This is a genomic window from Acidobacterium capsulatum ATCC 51196 (genome assembly GCF_000022565.1).
In the GTDB taxonomy this organism is placed as follows: Bacteria; Acidobacteriota; Terriglobia; order Terriglobales; family Acidobacteriaceae; genus Acidobacterium; species Acidobacterium capsulatum.
On sequence record NC_012483.1, the window covers coordinates 3,037,831 to 3,057,697 of the forward strand.

The 19,867-nt window shown below is 62.2% G+C and carries 19 protein-coding genes; 12 read left to right on the forward strand and 7 right to left on the reverse strand.

Features of this window, described 5'->3' with window-relative positions; genetic code table 11:
• Positions 1 to 171: 171 nt before the first annotated feature.
• The 3 genes from ACP_RS12500 to ACP_RS12510 all read left to right on the forward strand — a co-directional run bounded on the left by ACP_RS12500 (position 172) and on the right by ACP_RS12510 (position 1,535).
• On the forward strand, positions 172 to 705 hold the full coding sequence (locus ACP_RS12500; protein ID WP_041839554.1) for a YfiT family bacillithiol transferase: 534 nt from the start codon (positions 172 to 174) through the stop codon (positions 703 to 705).
• Between the two features lie 141 nt (positions 706 to 846).
• Positions 847 to 1,110, forward strand: a complete 264-nt coding sequence (locus ACP_RS12505; RefSeq protein ID WP_015897693.1) for a prevent-host-death protein — start codon at positions 847 to 849, stop codon at positions 1,108 to 1,110.
• A complete protein-coding gene (locus ACP_RS12510) occupies positions 1,107 to 1,535 on the forward strand; it encodes a PIN domain-containing protein (RefSeq protein ID WP_015897694.1) in 429 nt (142 codons plus the stop codon). Before ACP_RS12505 ends, ACP_RS12510 begins: the two co-directional genes overlap by 4 nt.
• A gap of 63 nt (positions 1,536 to 1,598) precedes the next feature.
• Here ACP_RS12510 and ACP_RS12515 read toward each other — a convergent pair whose 3' ends face one another.
• The 3 genes from ACP_RS12515 to ACP_RS12525 form a co-directional block, all read right to left on the reverse strand.
• Positions 1,599 to 2,663, reverse strand: a complete 1,065-nt coding sequence (locus tag ACP_RS12515; protein ID WP_041839555.1) for a HoxN/HupN/NixA family nickel/cobalt transporter — start codon at positions 2,661 to 2,663, stop codon at positions 1,599 to 1,601.
• A gap of 66 nt (positions 2,664 to 2,729) precedes the next feature.
• Entirely contained in the window at positions 2,730 to 4,550 is a 1,821-nt protein-coding gene (typA, locus tag ACP_RS12520) for a translational GTPase TypA (protein WP_015897696.1), read from the reverse strand.
• Positions 4,551 to 4,745: 195 nt separating this feature from the next.
• Positions 4,746 to 5,528, reverse strand: a complete 783-nt coding sequence (locus ACP_RS12525; protein ID WP_015897697.1) for a helix-turn-helix domain-containing protein — start codon at positions 5,526 to 5,528, stop codon at positions 4,746 to 4,748.
• Between the two features lie 135 nt (positions 5,529 to 5,663).
• Between ACP_RS12525 and ACP_RS12530 the strand changes: the two genes are divergently transcribed.
• The 4 genes from ACP_RS12530 (at position 5,664) to ACP_RS12545 (ending at position 9,798) form a co-directional block, all read left to right on the forward strand.
• Positions 5,664 to 6,584: a TIGR01777 family oxidoreductase gene (locus ACP_RS12530; protein ID WP_015897698.1), complete on the forward strand. Its 921-nt coding sequence runs from the start codon at positions 5,664 to 5,666 to the stop codon at positions 6,582 to 6,584.
• Positions 6,585 to 6,613: 29 nt separating this feature from the next.
• On the forward strand, positions 6,614 to 7,747 hold the full coding sequence (locus ACP_RS12535; RefSeq protein ID WP_015897699.1) for a fibronectin type III domain-containing protein: 1,134 nt from the start codon (positions 6,614 to 6,616) through the stop codon (positions 7,745 to 7,747).
• A gap of 103 nt (positions 7,748 to 7,850) precedes the next feature.
• Positions 7,851 to 8,642: a fumarylacetoacetate hydrolase family protein gene (locus tag ACP_RS12540; RefSeq protein ID WP_015897700.1), complete on the forward strand. Its 792-nt coding sequence runs from the start codon at positions 7,851 to 7,853 to the stop codon at positions 8,640 to 8,642.
• A 154-nt stretch (positions 8,643 to 8,796) separates the two neighbouring features.
• Positions 8,797 to 9,798: a transaldolase gene (locus ACP_RS12545; RefSeq protein ID WP_015897701.1), complete on the forward strand. Its 1,002-nt coding sequence runs from the start codon at positions 8,797 to 8,799 to the stop codon at positions 9,796 to 9,798.
• Positions 9,799 to 9,890: 92 nt separating this feature from the next.
• Here the strand turns inward: ACP_RS12545 and ACP_RS12550 are convergent, their stop codons facing one another.
• Positions 9,891 to 10,601, reverse strand: a complete 711-nt coding sequence (locus ACP_RS12550; RefSeq protein ID WP_041839556.1) for a DUF3800 domain-containing protein — start codon at positions 10,599 to 10,601, stop codon at positions 9,891 to 9,893.
• A 498-nt stretch (positions 10,602 to 11,099) separates the two neighbouring features.
• Between ACP_RS12550 and fabZ the strand changes: the two genes are divergently transcribed.
• The 4 genes from fabZ (at position 11,100) to ACP_RS12570 (ending at position 13,901) form a co-directional block, all read left to right on the forward strand.
• Positions 11,100 to 11,660 (forward strand): 3-hydroxyacyl-ACP dehydratase FabZ, encoded by a 561-nt coding sequence (gene fabZ, locus ACP_RS12555; RefSeq protein ID WP_015897702.1) that lies wholly within the window; start codon positions 11,100 to 11,102, stop codon positions 11,658 to 11,660.
• Positions 11,657 to 12,433 carry an acyl-ACP--UDP-N-acetylglucosamine O-acyltransferase gene (lpxA, locus tag ACP_RS12560; protein ID WP_015897703.1) on the forward strand — a complete coding sequence of 259 codons (777 nt, stop codon included), beginning with the start codon at positions 11,657 to 11,659 and terminating at the stop codon, positions 12,431 to 12,433. Before fabZ ends, lpxA begins: the two co-directional genes overlap by 4 nt.
• A 7-nt stretch (positions 12,434 to 12,440) precedes the next feature.
• Positions 12,441 to 13,289 (forward strand): LpxI family protein, encoded by an 849-nt coding sequence (locus ACP_RS12565; protein WP_015897704.1) that lies wholly within the window; start codon positions 12,441 to 12,443, stop codon positions 13,287 to 13,289.
• A 63-nt stretch (positions 13,290 to 13,352) separates the two neighbouring features.
• Positions 13,353 to 13,901 carry a peroxiredoxin gene (locus ACP_RS12570; protein ID WP_015897705.1) on the forward strand — a complete coding sequence of 183 codons (549 nt, stop codon included), beginning with the start codon at positions 13,353 to 13,355 and terminating at the stop codon, positions 13,899 to 13,901.
• An 85-nt stretch (positions 13,902 to 13,986) separates the two neighbouring features.
• Here the strand turns inward: ACP_RS12570 and ACP_RS12575 are convergent, their stop codons facing one another.
• Positions 13,987 to 14,712: a hypothetical protein gene (locus tag ACP_RS12575; protein WP_015897706.1), complete on the reverse strand. Its 726-nt coding sequence runs from the start codon at positions 14,710 to 14,712 to the stop codon at positions 13,987 to 13,989.
• Positions 14,713 to 14,893: 181 nt separating this feature from the next.
• Positions 14,894 to 16,951 carry a LysM peptidoglycan-binding domain-containing protein gene (locus ACP_RS12580; RefSeq protein WP_169305978.1) on the reverse strand — a complete coding sequence of 686 codons (2,058 nt, stop codon included), beginning with the start codon at positions 16,949 to 16,951 and terminating at the stop codon, positions 14,894 to 14,896.
• Between the two features lie 116 nt (positions 16,952 to 17,067).
• Here ACP_RS12580 and lepA point away from each other — a divergent pair, with 116 nt between their 5' ends.
• On the forward strand, positions 17,068 to 18,885 hold the full coding sequence (gene lepA / locus ACP_RS12585; RefSeq protein WP_015897708.1) for a translation elongation factor 4: 1,818 nt from the start codon (positions 17,068 to 17,070) through the stop codon (positions 18,883 to 18,885).
• Between the two features lie 34 nt (positions 18,886 to 18,919).
• Here lepA and ACP_RS12590 read toward each other — a convergent pair whose 3' ends face one another.
• Entirely contained in the window at positions 18,920 to 19,852 is a 933-nt protein-coding gene (locus tag ACP_RS12590) for an alpha/beta hydrolase (RefSeq protein ID WP_015897709.1), read from the reverse strand.
• Between the last annotated feature and the right edge of the window lie 15 nt (positions 19,853 to 19,867).

Here is a 19,867-nt window from a genome sequence, read left to right on the forward strand (position 1 = left end):
TTCACTCCTGGCTCACCTTTTGGATGTCCGAAGCCTGCCCCGCGGTGCGCGCGCCGGTCATTCCGCATGCGAGCTTCCAGCTTCGCACATTCCGGTAAAATCCCGCCCTCCATCCCCGCCTGTGACGGCCCATCTTGCGCACTCTGCCCCACTTTGGGTACCTTGCTGCCCATGGCTACTCCCACAGTGGATTCCGCCCGTTTCCCGATCGGCCTGTTTGACCGTGCCGCCGCCAGCCTTGACCACAAGGCCGCCATCGCTATTCTGGCCGCTCTGCCTGAGAACATGCGCTCCGCCGTCTCCGGACTGAGCGACGCCCAGCTCGACACGCCTTACCGCGAGGGCGGCTGGACGCTGCGCCAGGTCGTGCATCACGTCGCCGACAGCCACGGCCAGGCTTATGCCCGCACCCGCATGGCCCTCACCGAGGACTGGCCCGTCATCAAGCCCTACCACGAGGCACTGTGGGCCGAGCTAAGCGACGCCCGCACCGCACCGGTCGAGCTGTCGCTCGAACTGCTCGCCTCGCTGCATGCCCGCTGGGTACTGCTGCTCCAAAGCCTCACGCCCGAACAGTGGGAGCGCGGCTATGACCACCCCGAAAGCGGCCGCCACACGCTCACGCAGGTGGTCGCGCTCTATGACTGGCACTCCCGCCACCACCTCGCGCACATCACCTCGCTGCGCGAGCGCATGGGCTGGTAGGGACACGCCCGTCCAGGCAGGCGCGCCTTCGGCGCAAGCTTTGCCCTTACCGCGGAGAAAAAGCCGCGCCGCAGAACCGGGAAAATCGGGAGCGGATCGGCAGTGGTACACTTGTGTACACATCGGTACGCAGGAGCGGGCATGGACACTCAGAAGGTAGGCATAAGGGAGTTTCGCGACAAACTGGCCACGTACCTTCTTGAATCCGAGACGCCGGTGGCGATCACTCGCCATGGCGATACCGTGGGCTACTACATTCCGGCTCGCCGCCGGCGCAGCGAGGCGGAACGGGAAGCTCTCAAGGAAGCTTTCGGACACTGGCAGCAAATCCTCAAGGCGGAAGGCATTTCAGAGGACGAGGTGCTGGCAGACTTCAAGACCTGGCGCGCGAAGCAGAAGCAGTGACGGAACGCAAGCGTCTCGTGCTGGACGCGAATATTCTTCTTCGTGCGGCGTTTGGTGTCAGGGTGCGCAGCCTGCTCGAAGCCTATGAAGATGCGGTCCTCTTCTTCACTCCTGATGTATGCATCTCCGATGCGCGCCAATATATCCCTGCTCTGGCCTCAAAGCGGGGCATTGACGCCGCGCCGGGACTCGCTGTGCTGGACAAGTTGGCGGGTCTCATTGAAATCGTGAACAGTAGCCTCTATGAGAGCTATGAGACGCAGGCCCGCGAACGGATGCAATCCCGGGACATGGAAGATTGGCCCATCGTGGCGGCTTCTCTACTGCTGCAATGCCCCATTTGGACAGAGGATCAGGATTTCTTCGGCAGCGGCGTCTCCATCTGGACCACGAGGACCATCGAAGTCTACTTGCGCGATGCCTGAGGACCGGTAGCGGCGGCTTGTATCTCCGCACACGCCGGGATGCCTGTCAGTATCTGCCGCCGCTCACCCCTCCGCCTTCCACTCCAGCTCCTCAAACCGCCCCACCTTGTACACCGCAATCGACACCATCCAGCTCAGCGCAAACAGCGCAATGATGCCGTAGCCGAGCAGGCCAAAGTGGTTGTTCAGCCCATCGATGCCGCGCCAGAACCATCCCCGCAGATGCAACTGCCCGCCCAGCAGCCCCAGCGCCTCAATGCCGCCCACACCCACGGCCACCGCGACTGAAACCGCCGTGATCGTCAGGTTGTAGTAGAGCTTCCTGATCGGCTTCACATACGCCCAGCCATACGCGCCCAGCATCAGCACGTTGTCCGTCGTGTCCACCAGCGACATGCCGGCGGCAAAAAGGGCAGGGAAGACGAGAATCGAGCGCAGCGGCAGCCCGTGTGAAGCCTCGGCTGCGGAGATGCCCAGCAGGCCAATCTCCGTCGCCGTGTCAAAGCCCAGCCCAAACAGCACGCCCAGCGGATACATGTGCCAGCTCGCGCGAATCCTGCCAAAAATGGGCCGGAAGATGCGCGCCAGAAAGCCGCGCCCGGCCAGCAGCAGGCTCAGGTCTTCCTCCACATACGGCTCGCCGCGCCGCACCTTCTGGAAGCTCGCGTAGACCCCCCGCAGCACCATCCAGTTGGCGGCGGCAATGCCCAGCAGAAAAAGCGACGAGACCAGCGTGCCCACCACGCTGCCCACACTCTCGATCCAGCGCATGTGCGCGGCCACATGGCTCTGCACGCCAAGCGTCACCGCCGCCATCGCGAGCGAGCCGGTCACCACGACCGTTGAATGCCCCAGTGAAAAGAGCAGCCCCACGCCCACCGGGCGCTGGCCCTCCTGCATCAGCTTGCGGGTTACGTTGTCGATGGCCGCAATGTGGTCCGCATCCACGGCATGCCGCAGGCCAAAGCTGTAAGCCAGAAACGCGGTGCCCAGCAGCAGCGGATAGCGATGAAACGCCGCCACCGCCCATAGCCATGCCGCGCCATTGAAGAGCACGAGCAGCGCATACACCAAAGCAATGCGGCCCCGCACGGGGGCCGCATCGCTTTGCTTTCGTTCGGGATGCATGTTCGGTCTCATCGCGTGTGCTTCTATTCCAGCACATCCCCGGCCAGACCGATATGCGGCCACAGCCTACGCGCTGGGCTGGGCGTTGCGACGGGGACGCCGGTTGGCCTGCAGCACCTTCTTGCGCAGGCGCAGCGACTTCGGCGTCACTTCCACCATCTCGTCGTCCGCGATGAACTCGATCGAGTTCTCCAGGTTCAAGAGGCGCGGTGGCGTCAGGCGCACGGCGTCATCGGCCGACGACGCGCGCATGTTCGTCAGCTTCTTCTCGCGCACCACGTTCACATCCAGATCGTTGTCGCGCGAGTGCTCGCCGATAATCATGCCCTCGTAGACTTCCACACCTGCCGGAAGAAACAGGATGCCGCGATCCTGCAGGCCATCGAGCGCATAAGCCGTCGTGGTGCCCGCGCGGTCGGCAATCAGCGCGCCCGTGGGCCGCTGCGGAATCTCGCCCTGGTACGGCATGTATCCATCAAAGATGGAGTTCATCACGATGGTGCCGCGCGTCTCCGTCAGCATTTCGCTGCGCAGCCCGATCAAGCCGCGCGAGGGAACCTTGAACTCCATGCGCACACGGCCCGAGCCGTGATTGTGCATCTTGGCCATCTCGCCCTTGCGGGGCCCGAGGCGCTCGATGACCGTGCCGACGAAGTTTTCCGGCACGTCGATGGTCAGGTACTCGACCGGCTCCATGGTCTTGCCGTCCACCACGCGGGTGACGATCTCAGGCCGGCCCACCATCAGCTCAAAGCCTTCGCGGCGCATCATCTCGATCAGAATGGCGAGCTGCAGTTCACCGCGGCCCAGCACCTTGAACGAGTCAGGGCTGTCGGTCTCTTCCACGCGGATCGAAACGTTCGTCAGCAGTTCCTTGTCGAGCCGCTCGCGCAGGTTGCGCGAGGTCACGTACTGGCCCTCGCGGCCGGCCATGGGCGAGTTGTTCACCATGAACTGCATCGCGATGGTCGGCTCGTCGATCACAATCAGCGGCAGCGGCGCGGGATTTTCAATGCCCGTGATCGTCTCGCCGATCGTGATGCCTTCCACACCGGCCACGGCCACAATATCGCCAATCTCGGTGCTTTCGATGTCCACGCGCTTGAGGCCGCTGAAGCTGAAGAGCTTGGTGATCTTCGTCTTCTGCAGCGAGCCGTCACGCTTTGAAATGAATACCTCGTCGCCGGTCTTGAGCGTGCCGTTGAAGACGCGCGCCACGGCCAGGCGGCCTAGGTAGTCCGAGTAATCGAGGTTCGTCACCAGCACCTGCAGCGCGCCGTTGGCGTCGCCGGTGGCCGGAGGAATGGTCGTCACAATCTGCTCAAAGAGCGGCTGCAGGTCGGTGCCGGGCGTCGCCGCATCCGTGCTGGCCGTGCCCTGCTTGCCGTTCGTGTACAGCACCGGGAACTCAAGCTGATCCTCGGTCGCGTCCAGATCGATGAACAGGTCATAGACCTCGTTCAGCACTTCCTGCGGACGCGCATCGGGGCGGTCAATCTTGTTGATGACCAGGATTACCGGCAGCCGTCCGGCCAGTGCCTTTGAGAGCACGTAACGGGTCTGCGGCAGTGGGCCTTCCGAGGCATCCACCAGCAGCATCACGCCGTCCACCATCTTCAGTGCGCGTTCCACTTCACCGCCAAAGTCGGCGTGGCCCGGGGTGTCGACAATGTTGACCTTGTCGCCCTTGTACTGAATGGCCGTGTTCTTGGCCAGAATCGTAATGCCGCGTTCGCGTTCGAGGTCGTTCGAGTCCATCACGCGGTCGGTGACGGCTTCATTGGCGCGGAACGTTCCGGCCTGGCGCAGCATGGCGTCGACGAGAGTGGTCTTGCCGTGGTCGACGTGGGCGATGATGGCGATGTTGCGTATCGTGCTCACAGGCACAGATTTCCTTCCTGGTTACAGTTCTTCTTCTGTTGGATATCTCTGAAATTGCGCGCAATGCGCCGGCTGTTGCCAAAACTTCGGAGGGCTCACCTCCAGTTTAGCAATTTAGCGCGGAAAAAGGCCGGAATCGAGCGATTCCGGCCGAAAAGGATAGAGGAAGGAGAGACGCCTGAGGAGAAACCTGTCCCGGGCTCAGGCCCGGGGCGTGCGAAGCGGCGAAAGCCCTGCCGCGCCGCCGCGCTCACTGCCCAAAGCTGTCGCCGGCCGTGCGCTGCCCGGTGTTGCCGCCGAGGGACGCGAGCTCAGCGAGGCGCTCATGCTGCGCAATCCGGCGGCGGTATGGGCGGCCTGCTGGTGCATGGTCACAATCACCACTGCGGCTGGCGTTTTGCCCGCGCACTGGTAGGCATGCGGCGTGCTGGCATCAAAGTACACACCGTCGCCGCCCTCCAGCACGTGGAGCTTCTCGCCATGCTTGATCTCCAGCTCGCCGCTGATCACGTAAAGAAATTCAAACCCCGGATGCACGTGCGCCCGCACTTCGGTGCCTTTCTTCAGCGGCACAAACTCGGCATAGTAGGGGTCAAGCATGCGATCGGGAACCATGTAGCCGAGGCTCTCGAAGAAATAGGTCGGGTCATCGACGCCGGTCTGCGGCAGGCGAACGCGCTCTTTCTTCTTATGAACACGGAAGAGCGTGTGCGGTTCCGTTTCAAAGAAATAAGAGAGATCCTTGCTGAAGACCATGGCAATGCGCGCCAGGTTGCGCAGGGTGGGCACCACGCGGCCCGTCTCAAGCTGAGAAAGGAAGCTGGCAGAAAGCCCCGTATGACGGCCCAGTTCCACCAATCCCATCGACTTCTTCAGGCGCAGCCGCTTGATGCGCTCGCCGATTCTCTTTTCCGAAATGAACGCCTCGGCGCTCGCCGGATCAATCTCCACACTCGGGATGCCTTCCTTCTCCTCGGTAGCCATGCTTGTTTCCCCTTTTCGCATCTGATCTCTGTTATTTATTATCCGCCTGCTTCAAATGTTTTTGATGTGGCAAAACGGGCGGCGTAACCCCATGCCTTTCATACGCATAAATTCCCGGAAAGGATTGTCGATCTTATGAAACCGCAAGTGCTTTTGAGTGGTGCCTCCGGCCTGATTGGAACTGCTTTGCGCGAGATTCTGGCCCAGGAAGGGTATGGCTGCAAGCAACTGGTGCGGCGTCCGGCGCGCACTTCAGAAGAGTTGGAATGGAACCCCCAGTCTGGAAAGACGCCTGATTGTAACCGCCTGAGTGGAACAGAGATAGCCATTCATCTCTCCGGCGCCAACATCTCTTCCACGCGATGGACAGACGCCCGAAAGCGCGTTCTGGTCCAGAGCCGCGTCGAGCCCGTGCGTGCCCTGGCCGCCGCGCTTTGCCAGACCGAGCCCCGGCCCAAAGTGCTGGTGTGCGCCTCCGCTATCGGCATCTATGGCGAGCGCGGCGATGAGGTGGTCGATGAAAACTCCGCTCCGGGCCAGGGATTTCTGCCCGAAACCTGCCTCGCCTGGGAGGCGGCCGCCGCTGAGGCCGCTGCTTGCGGCATTCGCGTGGTCTCGGCGCGCTTCGGCATTGTGCTCTCGCCCAGAGGCGGAGCGCTGGCCAAAATGCTGCCGCTCTTTCGCCTGGGCCTCGGCGGCCCGCTCGGCAATGGCCGCGAATGGATGAGCTGGATCAGCCTCGAAGACACCGCCCGCGCCCTCATCTTCCTGGGCCAGCGCGCCATCGACGACCCCTCCGCTCCGCTCGTGGAAGCCGTCAATGTGGTCGCCCCCAACCCGGTGCGCAACGCCGATTTCACCCGCCAGTTGGGCCATGTGCTCCACCGTCCGGCGATTCTTCCGGCTCCGGCCTTTGCCCTGCGGCTGGTCTTTGGCGAAATGGCCGATCAGGCGCTGCTTGCCTCCACGCGCGTCGCCCCCACCCGCTTGCAGCAAAACGGCTTCGAGTTTCACCACCCCGCGCTGGCTGAGGCGCTGCGCCACGAACTCCAATAGCCCCCGCCCTCTGTTACGCTGGGCAGAAGATGACCACGGCAGGGGCAAAATCCGCAGCAGCAGGCAAGCGTGCGCTCAGCGCCGCCGCCCTGCTGCTGGCCGGCCTGCTCACCGGTTGCGCGCTGGAAGCCGCTCCGTCGCCGCCCAGCCTCAAAATTCCCACTCCCGTCAAAGACCTCACCGCCACGCGCGCCGGCGCCGCCGTCACCCTGCATTGGACCATGCCCAAACGCACCACCGACAAGGCGCTGCTCAAAGGGCCGCAGCCCGTCGTGGTCTGCCGGGCCGTGCTTCCGATTGCTGCAGATGCCGCTTGCCAGCCTATTGCCACGCTGCATTTCGCACCCGGCCAGGCCGCAAGTTGGACCCACACGCTGCCGCCCGCCTTGCTCGCGGGCACGCCGCGGTTGCTGGCCTACTCCGTCGAGCTGTACAGCCCGTGGAAGAAGACCGCCGGGCTATCGAACGCCGCCAATGTGGTCGCCGGAGCGCCCCCGCCACCCGTCGGCCCGCTGCGCCTCACCACCCGCAAAGACGGCATCGTCATGCACTGGCAGCCGGCCTCGGCCGAGCCGCACATGGTCATGCGCATTCACCGCACGCTGGTCGCGCCGCCGCATGCGAAGCAGCCCCATGCCTCAGCCGGAAACATGGCCGGGGAGGGCCCCGCGCCCGAGCAGGTGCTGGAGATCAGCCTCAGCCGCCGCGACCCCGGCCAGGCCATTGACCGCGACGCCGCGCTCAACCACACCTACACCTATGTGCTGCAGCGCGTGCTTGAGCTCAAAGTGAACGGAGCCGCCGCCGAGCTGCCCGGCGCGCCTAGCCAGCCCGTCACCGTGAACGCAAAAAACCTCTTCGCGCCCGCCGTGCCACGCGACCTTGAGGCCGTGGCCGACGCTGCCGCGCGGGCCATTGATCTCTCCTGGCAGCCCAGCCCCGAGAGCGACGTGACCGGCTACGCCGTCTATCGCCGCATCGCCGGTTCGGGCGGCGCATGGCAGCGCATCTCGCCCGCGAAGCCGCTGCTGGCCGCGCCCGCCTGGCATGACGCCGAGGCCGAGCCAGGCGTCACTTATGAATACGCCGTCACCGCCATCAGCAGCAATGGACTCGCCAGCCCGCGTTCAGCCCCGGTGAGCGAAGCTCTGCCCGCTCAGTAGGCTCAGCTCTCTCCCATCTGGACAGTTTTCATCTGCGTTCAACGCCCGTCGCCCCATCCCGCAGGCTCCTGTTACATTTGCAGTGCCCACTGTAAGGAGCATCATGCAATACTGCCGTTTTCTTTCTGTCGTTGGACCCCAGTACGGAGCCGTCATCCCACGCGACGGCGAGCTCTGGATCGAGCATCTGCTGCCTGCCTTTGAAGAGGACCCCACCGCGCAGCCCAACGCCGCCTCGTTTTTACCCATGCCGCTGGCCCACGCCCGGCTGCTTGCGCCTGTGGCGCCGCCCAAAATCGTTTGCATCGGGCGCAACTACCGCGACCACGCCGCCGAGCTGGGCAATGACGTGCCCAAAGAGCCGCTGCTCTTTTTGAAGGCGCCTTCCTCGGTCATCGGCCCCGGTGAGGCCATTCAGATTCCGCCCCAATCCAAACGCGTCGATTTTGAGGGTGAGTTGGCCATCGTGATCGGCCACCGAGCCAGCAAAATCGGCCCCGACGAGGACGTGCGCAGCTACATTCGCGGCTACACCATCGTCAACGACGTCACCGCGCGCGACCTGCAAAAGTCTGACGGACAGTGGTCGCGGGCCAAGGGCTTTGACACCTTCTGCCCGGCCGGCCCCATCGTGACCAGCGACATTGACCCCGTCGCCGGCCCCGGCCTCAGCGTCACCACCACCCTCAATGGCGAAACGAAGCAGCACGGCCACACCCGCGACCTCATCTTTCCCATTCCCGAGCTGCTGCGCTACATCACCGCCGCCATGACGCTCGTGCCCGGCGATGTCATTCCCACCGGCACGCCCGCCGGGGTCGCGCCCATGCAAGCCGGTGATATGGTGCAGGTTACGGTCGAGGGCATTGGATCGCTCAAAAATCCGGTCGCCTGAGCAGGGTGGTTGCATCTTAATAATTAGAGTTGCCGCCTGCCCCGCGCGGCTTGTCCGGTTCAGATTCAGGAATGCCCGGCGCGGTGCCAGCCCTCAGGGGCATTGGCCCCGGCCATTCCGGCTACAATGAAAAGTGAACTCCCAAGGAGGAATGATGTCTCAGTCTCTGCTCGCTCAGCTCCGTAAAATGACGACCGTAGTCGCCGACACGGGCGATATCCAGGCGATTGAAAAGGTTCGCCCGCAGGATGCGACGACCAACCCTTCGCTGATCACCGCCGCCGCCGGCATGCCGGCCTACCAGAAGATTGTGGACGACACGCTGCTCGACGCCAAGAAGCAGCTTGGCGACAGCGCCCCGTCTGACAAGGTGGCCAAGCTGGCCTTTGAGAATCTGGCCGTCGCCTTTGGCAAGCAGATTCTGGCCATCATCCCCGGCCGCGTCTCGACGGAAGTGGATGCGCGCCTGTCCTACGACACCGAAGCCACCATCAAGCAGGCCCACGCCATCATTGAGAAGTATCAGAAGCAGGGCATTGGCCGCGAGCGCGTGCTCATCAAGATTGCCTCCACCTGGGAGGGCATTCGCGCCGCCGAGCAGTTGGAGAAGGAAGGCATTCACTGCAACCTGACGCTGCTCTTTGGCATGCATCAGGCCGTGGCCTGCGCTGAGGCTGGCGTCACGCTCATCTCGCCCTTCGTGGGCCGCATTCTTGACTGGTACAAGAAAGACACCGGCAAGGACTACGTGGGCGCGGACGACCCCGGCGTGCAGTCCGTGACCCGCATCTACAACTATTTCAAAAAGTTCGGCTACAAGACCGTGGTCATGGGCGCGAGCTTCCGCAACACCGGCGAAATCATCGAGCTGGCCGGCTGCGACCTGCTCACCATCTCGCCCAAGCTGCTTGAGGAGCTGGACGCCAAGGAAGCCGAACTGCCCCGCAAGCTCGACGCCGAAAAGGCGAAGGGCATGGAGATCGAGCGCATCACGGTCGACAAGGCCACCTTCGACAAGATGCACGCCGAAGACCGCATGGCCCACGACAAGCTGAAGGAAGGCATCGAAGGCTTCTCCGAAGCTCTCGAAAACCTCGAAAAGCTGCTCGCCAAGCGCCTCGAAGAACTGAGCGCCGAGCCCGTAGGCGCGAAGTAGTTTTCTTACTCACGGAAAGACAAAAGGCCAGCCCGTCGGGCTGGCCTTTTGCTGTGGGCTTGAAGAACATGCAGGATATGGGGGGATCATATCTAGACTCCTTCAGACACACTCTTGTCTACAATCTCGCGTATTGTTCGAACGCGTTCTTCATCCAGGTGTCCGCAGAACCATAAGGTCTTCCTGTCGAGGAGGATCTGAAGCGGCGCGGAAGCTTCTTCGCCTAAGTCGCCTATTGAAGTTCCAGCGCGGCGTAACTCCCATGCGATTAGATCAGCCATCTGCAGCTGCACATAGCTCTCGTCATCTGCAGTGGTACATGATCCCATATATTCAGCAGCGTTCGGATTTCGAGACTTCAATTCTGGATATGACCGCGTAAGGATGTCACGATATCGGCCATTCTCGTCGCAGACGAAAGATACAGAATCAGTAGCACCTGCGCGTCGCAGGTCCATCGCGATTCTGACAAAGATCGTCTGGTACATGAGCATGTAAGGGTTCTCTTTATATTGCTTGTGAAGGCTCGAGCCGTTTAGGTGTTCCCTCACGACCGTTTGATCCGTGATAAGCCCGCTTGCGATCAGTCCGGAATCAGCAATTGCCATTGCAAACTCCGCTCGTACTTCAGGCTTCCCCTGTAGCTTGGAAGCCTTGAAGGATCGCAACTTGTGCTTACAAAGCAATTCGCGCCAGAGCGTCTCTCCCCTGAGCGCTGACCAGCCATTCCCAAACACGGCGGCTACTGCGAAGCGACCTAGGTTCTTATCGTCAAAGCTCTCATCGATAAATGCAGTGAACATAAGTGTTCAAATCCCTATAAAAGATAATAGGTCTTGGCTTCAAGGTGCCACTGAATGGCGCCATGTTGTGGTACGCGCGGCTTTTATGTTCAAGCTGATGCCACAGATCTCAAGCGGTGATCAACCGACTGGGTTGCGTCATTCTGAGGCCGAAGGCCGAAGAATCCCGGCGATGATTCGGGTGCCAATGCTGATCGGAGTTTCTCCCAGAATGGTGGGAGAAACCTTGCGGTGCAACGGGCGTTCGAGGCATCGCCGGGATTCTTCCCTCGCATGTTTCGACCGGAGGGTCGAAACATGCGGCTCAGAATGACGCGGGCGAGAGCTGTTCCTCAAGCGAGATGGTTGCTGGTCAAAGAGAACAGCTAACTCACTCAACGCTCAGACGAGCAACACCCACACAAGCCAAACCCGGCTTGTATGGGGCACCCACCCGATTGCCACTTACTCCCCGGTTTCCACCCCTCCGCGCCCGCCATTTATAATCGCCATTGCCTTATGGATACTCCGAACCCCATTCTGGACGGCAAGCAGACCCTGGACATCCGGGAGATCATGTCGATCCTGCCGCATCGTTATCCGTTTCTGCTGATTGACCGCGTCGTCGAAATCGAGCGCAAGAAGCGGATTGTCGCCATCAAGAACGTCACCATGAATGAGCCCTTCTTTCAGGGCCATTTCCCCGGCATGCCGGTCATGCCCGGCGTCATGGTCATTGAGGCCATCGCCCAGGCCGGCGGCACGCTGCTCATGCCCGAGGTGCCCGATCGCGACAAGCTGCTCATCATGTTCACCAGCATCGAGCGCGCCAAGTTCCGCCGCCCGGTCGTGCCCGGTGACCAGCTCCGCATTGAGATCGACGTGCTCAACTGGAAGCCTCGCCGCGCCAAGATGGAAGGCCGCGCCCTGGTGGACGGCAAGCTCGCCTGCGAAGCCACGGTGATGTGCCAGCTCGTGCCCCGGCCCGACGCACAAGCCACCGAAGCCGCTCCGGCCGCTGAGTCCGGCGCTGAATCCGCTCCCGCGCAGGAAGCCATCTCCACAGTGAGCGCCGAGTGAGCATTCATCCCACGGCCATCGTGGCCGAAGGCGCGGTGGTTCCCGCCTCCTGCACGGTCGGGCCTTACTGCACCATCGGCCCCAATGTCGTGCTGGGCGAGGACTGCGAGCTGGCCTCACATGTAGTGCTCGACGGCCACCTCACGGCGGGCGCGCGCAACAAGTTCTACAGCTTCGCCTGTGTCGGCATCGCCCCGCAGGACCTCAAGTACAAGGGCGAGCCCACCGCCGTCGTGCTCGGCGATGACAACACCATTCGCGAGTACGTCACCATCTCGCGCGGTACTCCCGGCGGCGGCGGCGCCACGCGCGTCGGCTCGGGATGCCTCATCATGGCCTACACGCACATCGGCCATGACAGCGTGATTGGCAACGGATGCATTCTGGCCAACGCCGCCACGCTGGCCGGCCACGTCATCGTAGAGGACTACGCCACCGTCGGCGCGCTCTGCCCCGTGCATCAGTTCTGCCGCATCGGGCGCTACGCCTACATTGGCGGCGGCACCACCATCACGCAGGACGTGCTGCCCTTTTCCCTGACCTCAGCCAAACGCGAAACGCACGCCTACGGCCTCAACAAGGTGGGCCTTGAGCGGCGCGGCTTTGACCGCCCCCGGCTGCGCGCCATTCAGCACGCCTACCGCCTGCTGCTCGCCGCCAAAATGAACACCACGCAGGCCATCGCCAAACTGCGCGAAGAGGGCATCGCCACCGAAGACGTCGCCTACCTCGTCGAGTTCATCGAGCAGTCCGAGCGCGGCGTGCTCAAATAGATCGCATATGAGCAAACTGGGCCTCATCGCCGGCAACGGGCGCTTTCCGTTTCTGCTGCTGGAGGCCGCGCGCGCCAGCGGCCTCGAAGTCGTCGTGGCCGCCATCAAAGAAGAGACCGACCCGGAGATGAACGACCGCGCCGCCGCCGACCCCGGCCTGCGCGTCTACTGGCTCTCGCTGGGCGAGCTGTCCAAGCTGATCGATACCTTTCACAAAGAGGGCGTCACCCGCGCCGTCATGGCCGGGCAGGTGCGCCATAAGCAGATCTTCTCCAGCATTCGCCCTGACTGGCGTCTCGCCAAGCTGCTCATGAGCCTGCGCACGCGCAATACAGACATGCTGCTGGGCGCGGTCGCGAAGGTTCTCGGCGACGAAGGCATCGAGCTCATCTCTTCGACGACTTACCTGGAACCAATGTTGGTTGAGCCGGGCGTGCTGACCGAGCGCGCGCCCGAGGAAGACGAGCAGCGTGACATCGCCTACGGCCGCGAAGTCGCCAAAGGCATCGCCGGATACGATCTCGGCCAGACCGTCGTCGTTGCCGCGCAGGCCTGCGTCGCGGTCGAAGCCATGGAAGGCACCGATGCCACCATCGAACGCGCCGGTGCGCTTATGCGCACGCTTGACGATGAAGCCTCCACGCTCTCGCACCGCCTCACCGTCGTGAAAGTGGCGAAGCCGAAACAGGACATGCGCTTTGACGTGCCCGTGATCGGCCTGCGCACCATCGAGACGATGATCGCTGCCGGAGCCACCTGTTTGGCCATAGAGGCAAAACGCACCCTCATTTTTGACAGGGATGGAGTACTCGCCCGCGCCAACGCTGCGCGCATTGCGATCATCGCCGCCGAATAACGATAATGAGTCGGGCGGAAGCCCACGGTCCGCCAATGCGGGCCACTTTTCGGAGCAAACCTCATGAGCAGATTCTGGATCATCGTACTCGTGGCCGTCGTGGTGACGTTGGGCGGCCTGGCGTTGCGCAGCTTCGCAGCGAAAGTCCCAGGCATGCCGCGGGTGGGCCAGATGGCTCCCGGCTTCACGCTGCCCAATCAGGAGGGCCAGCCGGTCAGCCTCGACAGCCAGCGCGGCAAATGGGTGGTGCTCTACTTCTACCCCAAGGACATGACGCCCGGCTGCAGCATCGAAGCCCACAACTTTCAGCGCGACATCGAGAAGTATCACGCCGCCAATGCCCTCATTCTGGGCGTGAGCCTCGACACCGTGAAGAGCCACAAAAAGTTCTGCACCAAAGATGGACTCGGCTTCACCCTGTTGAGCGATCACCAGGCGCAGGTTTCAAAAGACTACGGCGTGCTCGGCAATTACATGGGCTTCAAGATCGATCATCGCGTGACGTTCCTCATCAATCCAGAAGGCCGCGTCGTGAAGGTGTGGCCCAAAGTCAGCCCCAGCGGCCACAGCGAAGAGGTGCTCGCGGAGCTGGCAGCGCAGCAGAAGGCCTGAGAGCAACCCGTTTTCAAGACGCAAAAAAGCCCGGCGCATTGCCGGGCTCTTTTGCTTGCCTCGTCTTACTTATGTTGCCGTAGAACTACTTCTTCTTCGGAGCAGCTTTCTTGGCGGCCTTCTTGGCAGGCGCCTTCTTCGCTGCAGCTTTCTTGGCGGGAGCCTTCTTGGCTGCCGTCTTCTTGGCTGCGACCTTCTTAGCAGGAGCCTTCTTGGCGGCTGCCTTCTTGGCCGGAGCCTTCTTCACTGCGGTTTTCTTTGCTGCGGCCTTCTTGGCCGGAGCCTTCTTTGCGGTCTTGACTGCCAAAGGAGTACCTCGTTTGGTTGATTTTTTACTGCTTGTGCTCTTCGCAGCCGAGGATTTCTTCTTGACTGCTCCGCCGCTGAGAGCACGCTTACTGCTGGACTTCGCGGCAGACTTGGTGGCGGGTTTCTTGGCAGCGGCTTTCTTCACTGCCTTCTTCGCCGAAACTTTCTTCGCGGCCTTTTTGGCCGGGGTCTTCTTCGCAGCTTTCTTTGCCGGTGCCTTCTTTGCTGCTGCCTTCTTCGCCGGCTTCTTTACCGCCGGAGCCTTGGGGGCTTCTTCCGCGACTAGCAGAAACTCCGCTTCGGTCACGGCAGCAGCCGGAACTGCGAACTCCTGCTCGTCCTCCAGCGCGTCGTCTTGATCATCGTCAGAAGAAACCGAGATCGTTACCTCTTCTTCTTCTTCCTCGTCGTCAAAGCTGTTCTCAAGCTCTTCAGCCGAGTCATCTGGTTCCGGCTCGAAGTCGCTGTCGTGATATGCGTACAATCTGCGATGATCCTGCATCGGTGTGCCCTCCAGGGCTTCGCTTCTTTGCCTTCGCTTCAGATTTGCAATCCGCTGCCGCACAAAAGCCCTGCGGCGCGGATTATAGCAACAGCATGCATCGCCCCGCCATAACGCGCAAGTATTTCGTGATGTACTTCTGAAGCTTTGGTGATCTTTATCACACGCGGTGGCAAAATTTTTATCTCAAAGCAGAGACGCGCAGCGAGTGTCCGGCGCGAATCTCATTTCCGCGCAGATGATTCCAGTGGCGCAGGTCAGTGATCGAAACATGAAAGCGCGCGGCAATGCCGCCAATGGTGTCGCCGCGCCGCACGCGGTAATAGCGTGGGTGTGACGCAGCGGCATGCGCAGCGTGCGCGGCTTCATGAGACGCGCGCGCGCTGTGGTGCGCCGGCGGATCGGCCAGTGTCGCGTGCTCATGCGGAGGCGAGACACGCAGAGAATGTCCGGCCGCAATTTCGTTGCCGTGCAGATGATTCCAGCGGCGCAGGTCTTCAATCGAAACGTGGTAGTGGTCCGCAATGCCGCCCAGCGTTTCTCCCCGGCCGATGCGATGGTACTCCGTGCCTCCGCGCGCATAGGTGGTGTTGCGCATCTCAGCCCGCACCGGCGTGGAAACATGCAGAAGCTGGCCCGCACGCAAAAAACTGCTGCGCAGATGGTTCCAGCGCCGCAGACTGAGAACAGAGACGCCATAGCGATCCGCAATCGAGACCAGCGTATCGCCGCGCCGCACGCGGTAGACCAGCGTGCGAAGCAGGCTCGGCTGGGAGGGCCGCGCCACCGGAATCACGACCGCGTCGCGCTGCGCCAGATCAGTGGGTGCATCAATCTGGTTGACCGACGCCAGCTCATCCTCTGAGACGTGATACTCGTGCGCGATGGACGCCAGTGTGTCCGTGGGCTGCACCTGATGAAAGCGCCAGTCTCGCCGGTCGTCGGGCGGAATGAGCGCAATGTCCTGCTCAAAGCTGCTCTTGGTGCCCGAAGGAATGCGCAGAGTAAAGGCCTCATCCGGCGGAGTCGCGCCGCGCAGCAGGCTTGGGTTGAGTGCCTCCAGTTGATCCACTGAGGCGCCCGTGATGTCGGCGACGAGATGCAGGTTGATCTCCGTGTGCGTCTCCACCGTGTCATACGTCAGTGGAGGATCAAGGCTCAGGTCGTTGAGCCCATACTGGCCCGGGTGCTTGGCCATGAAGGTGACGGCCAGAATAATCGGAACGTAGTTCTTCGTTTCCGCCGGCAGATTGTTGAGCTTGTAGAGCTGCCAGAAGTCGGCATAGCCGGTACGCTCGACCGCGCGTTGCACATTGCCCGCGCCCCAGTCGTAGGCGGCCATGGCCAGGTACCAATCACCCAACTGGTCATAGTCCGCCTTGATGAGCCGGCAGTAGGCTTCGGTAGCAAGCACCGGATCAAAGCGCTGATCCACCCACGCGTTATGCAGCAGGCCATAATTGCCGTAAGGCATGAACTGCCACATGCCGCCCGCGCCCGACGAGCGATTCATCGCAGTTGGATTGAAGCCCGATTCCGCGACCGCCTGATAATAAAGATCCTGCGGCAGGCCGGCCTTCTTCAAGACGCCTTCGATCATCCCCTTGTAGCGGCCGCCGCGTTCGAGCGAGGCCACGATGGTGTCATGTCCGCGCTTCGTGTTTTCAAAAAAGTTGATGTAGCTGGCGACATAATCGTTCATCACCAGCGGCAGGTCAGACTGCGTGGTCTTGATCTCGGCCGCGGCCTGGGCTTCGAGCTTCGCGTTTACAGGAAACGTGACGTTGTTGGCCACATCTACCGGCGAGGGCTCTGATTCGGTGAGCCCGTTGCCTTGCTTGAGCGCATCCATTTCGAGCGTGTCCACGGAATCGACAATGCGGTCAAACTCGGCGCGCAGAGCAGCATCGGTCTTGAGATTGACGCCACAGGTCAGCAACTGATCCACGGCACGGTTAAAGTGCTGCCGCGCGGTGTCGAGGTTGCCCTGCTGGTAGGCATCAAGGCCGCTGTGGTACTGGTCCTCCACGCCTGCAATGATGCGCTGGTCGCGATCGCTCGGCGTGCTTTCCGCCGTGGCGGCCGCCGCAGTGTCATCAGGCGAGGCGGGCGCCGCCGTCGCCGGGGCCACCGCCCCGCGCGGCACGGTGTTGGCCGCCTGCTGTGAGGGACAACCCGTGAGTGTGAGCAAAATAGCCCCCGAAAGGGCTCCGGTGAGCAGGATTCTGGATACAGCCATGATCAAAAGACGAGAACTCCCCTTCATTGTAGGCCGCGAGCCTCAAAATGCCGATGGTAAGATCAGCTTTTAGGGAAGTTTCCCGCTTTGGCTCTTCTTCCCGCCCCCTTTTCTTCATGGACAGCAAGTACATTCGCAACTTTGCGATCATCGCGCATATCGACCACGGCAAATCCACGCTCTCTGACCGGCTGCTGGAGATGACCGGCTCGCTCACCGCCCGCGAAATGCAGGCCCAGGTACTTGACGCCATGGACCTGGAGCGGGAACGCGGCATCACCATCAAGGCCCATGCCGTGCGCATGCTCTACAAGGCCAAAGACGGCGAAACCTATCAGCTCAATCTGATCGATACGCCCGGCCACGTGGACTTCTCCTACGAGGTCTCGCGCTCGCTCGCCTCGTGCGAGGGCGCGCTGCTCATCGTCGATGCCTCGCAGGGTGTTGAAGCGCAGACGCTCGCCAACGCCTATCTCGCCATCAACAACGGGCTTGAGATCATTCCCGTCATCAACAAGATTGACCTGCCCAGCGCCGACATCACCCGCACGCAGGAGATGATTGAGCAGGCCGTCGGCCTCGATGCCACCGATGCCATCCCCGTCAGCGCCAAAACCGGCGTCGGCGTGCCCGACGTACTTGAGGCCATCGTCAAGCGGCTGCCGCCGCCCACCGGCGACCCCAATGCGCCATTGCAGGCGCTCATCTTTGATTCCTGGTTCGACGCCTATCGCGGCGTCATCGTGCTCGCTCGCGTCATGAACGGCACGCTCCGCAAGGGCATGCGCATCCGGCTCATGTCCAACGGCAAGGTCTTTGATGTGGAGTCGATGGGCGTGCTCACGCCCAAGCCGATGGAGATCGGTGAACTCTCCGCCGGCGAAGTCGGATTTTTTGTCGCGACCATCAAGACTGTCTCCGACACCAAGATCGGCGACACCGTCACCGAGGACGCTCGCCCGGCCGCCGAGCCGCTCGCCGGTTTTGAAGACATCAAGTCGATGGTCTTCGCCGGCATCTACACCGTTGATTCGCACGAGCATACGCTCTTGCGCGACGCGCTCGAAAAGCTGCGCCTCAATGATTCGTCGTTCTTCTTTGAGCCGGAGAGTTCCGTGGCGCTCGGCTTCGGCTTCCGCTGCGGCTTTCTCGGCCTGCTGCACATGGAGATCATCCAGGAGCGTCTGGAGCGCGAATTCGACCTCGACCTGATCACCACTGCGCCCGGCGTGCGCTACAAGATCACCATGACCGATGGCAGCACGCTTGAGGTCGACAATCCCTCCCGCTGGCCCGACCCCAGCGAAATCGAGCAGGTCGAAGAGCCCGTGATTCGGGCTACCATCCTCACCAATGAGGAGTACGTCGGTGGCATCCTCAAGCTGGTCGAAGAGAAGCGCGGCCGCCAGCAAAACTTTGAATACGTGACGCCGACCCGCGTCATGCTCACTTACGAGCTGCCGCTCAATGAGATCGTGCTCGACTTCTATGACCGCCTCAAGTCGGTGTCGCGCGGCTATGCCTCGCTCGACTACCAGCTTGCCGGCACCTGGGTCTCGCCCATGGTCAAGATGGATATTCTCGTCTCCGGCGAGCCCGTCGATGCGCTCTCGATCATCGTGCATCGCGACTTCGCCTATGAGCGTGGCCGCGCGCTGGTCTCAAAGATGCGCGAGCTGATCCCGCGCCAGCAGTTCGAGGTGGCCATCCAGGCCGCCATCGGGTCCAAGATCATCGCGCGCGAAACCGTCGCGGCCCTGCGCAAAAACGTCATCGCCAAGTGCTATGGCGGCGACATCTCGCGCAAGCGCAAGCTGCTCGAGAAGCAGAAGGAAGGCAAGAAGCGCATGAAGCGTATCGGCAAGGTCGATATCCCGCAGGAAGCCTTCCTCGCTGTGCTGAAGGTCGGCGAAGACAGCGCCTCAAAGAACTAGCCAGAGAGCGCACGAAGCTCCCGTCTTTGCCGGGCTACTGCGCAGTCTGCCGCACCCATTCCGCCATCTCCCGGCGCGCTTCAAACGACTGCGGCAATGCGGCCACCGTCAGCGGCCACACGGCAAAGTTGTGATGCATTCTGCCGTAATGAATATGCGTCACCGCCACGCCCGCCTCGGTGAGCCGCTCTGCATAGCGAATGCCCTCGTCGCGCAGCACGTCATACTCGCCCGTCATCACCAGCGCAGGTGGCAATCCGCTCAGGTCGCTCGCCCGCACCGGCGCAAAGCGTGGATCGCCGCGCTGCTCCTCCCCGGCAAGATACTGGCCGATGTACCAGCGCATGCTCTCCGCTTCCAGCCCGTAGCCGGTCGCATTGCTCTGGTAGGAGGCATATTCTTCCGGCGCGCCATCGGTCGCAGGAAACAGCAGCAGTTGCCCGCGCAACGTGGCCTTGCCGCTCAGCAGCAGCGCAACGGCCGCCGCCAGATTGCCTCCCGCGCTGTCCCCGCTCACAAAAACGCGCTTCGCATCGCCGCCCAGCTCCGCCGCATGCTCCAGCACCCACAGAGTGGCCGCTTCGGCATCTTCCACGGCTGCCGGAAACTTATGCTCCGGCGCAAGCCGGTAATCGACCGAAACAATCACAGCCTGCGTGAGGCCGCACAGATAGCGGCAAAAGGGATCGTGTGTCTCCAGCGAACCCACCACCCAGCCGCCGCCGTGAAAGTGAACGATCACGGGCGCGGGCTCCGCTGCTCCTGCCGAATAAACGCGCGCGGGTATCGCCCCGGCGGGGCCCGCAATCTCCACATCCTGCGTGCGTACCTGCGGCAGGTCGGGAAACTTCATCCCGGCGGCCATTTTCTGAACGTTGGCGCGAAGCTGATCGGGCGTCACCTGGTCGAGTGGCGGCGCGGGCGGAAGGCTATCCAGAAGAGCGCGAAGCTTGGCATCGATAGGCATAACGGCTTAGATGAA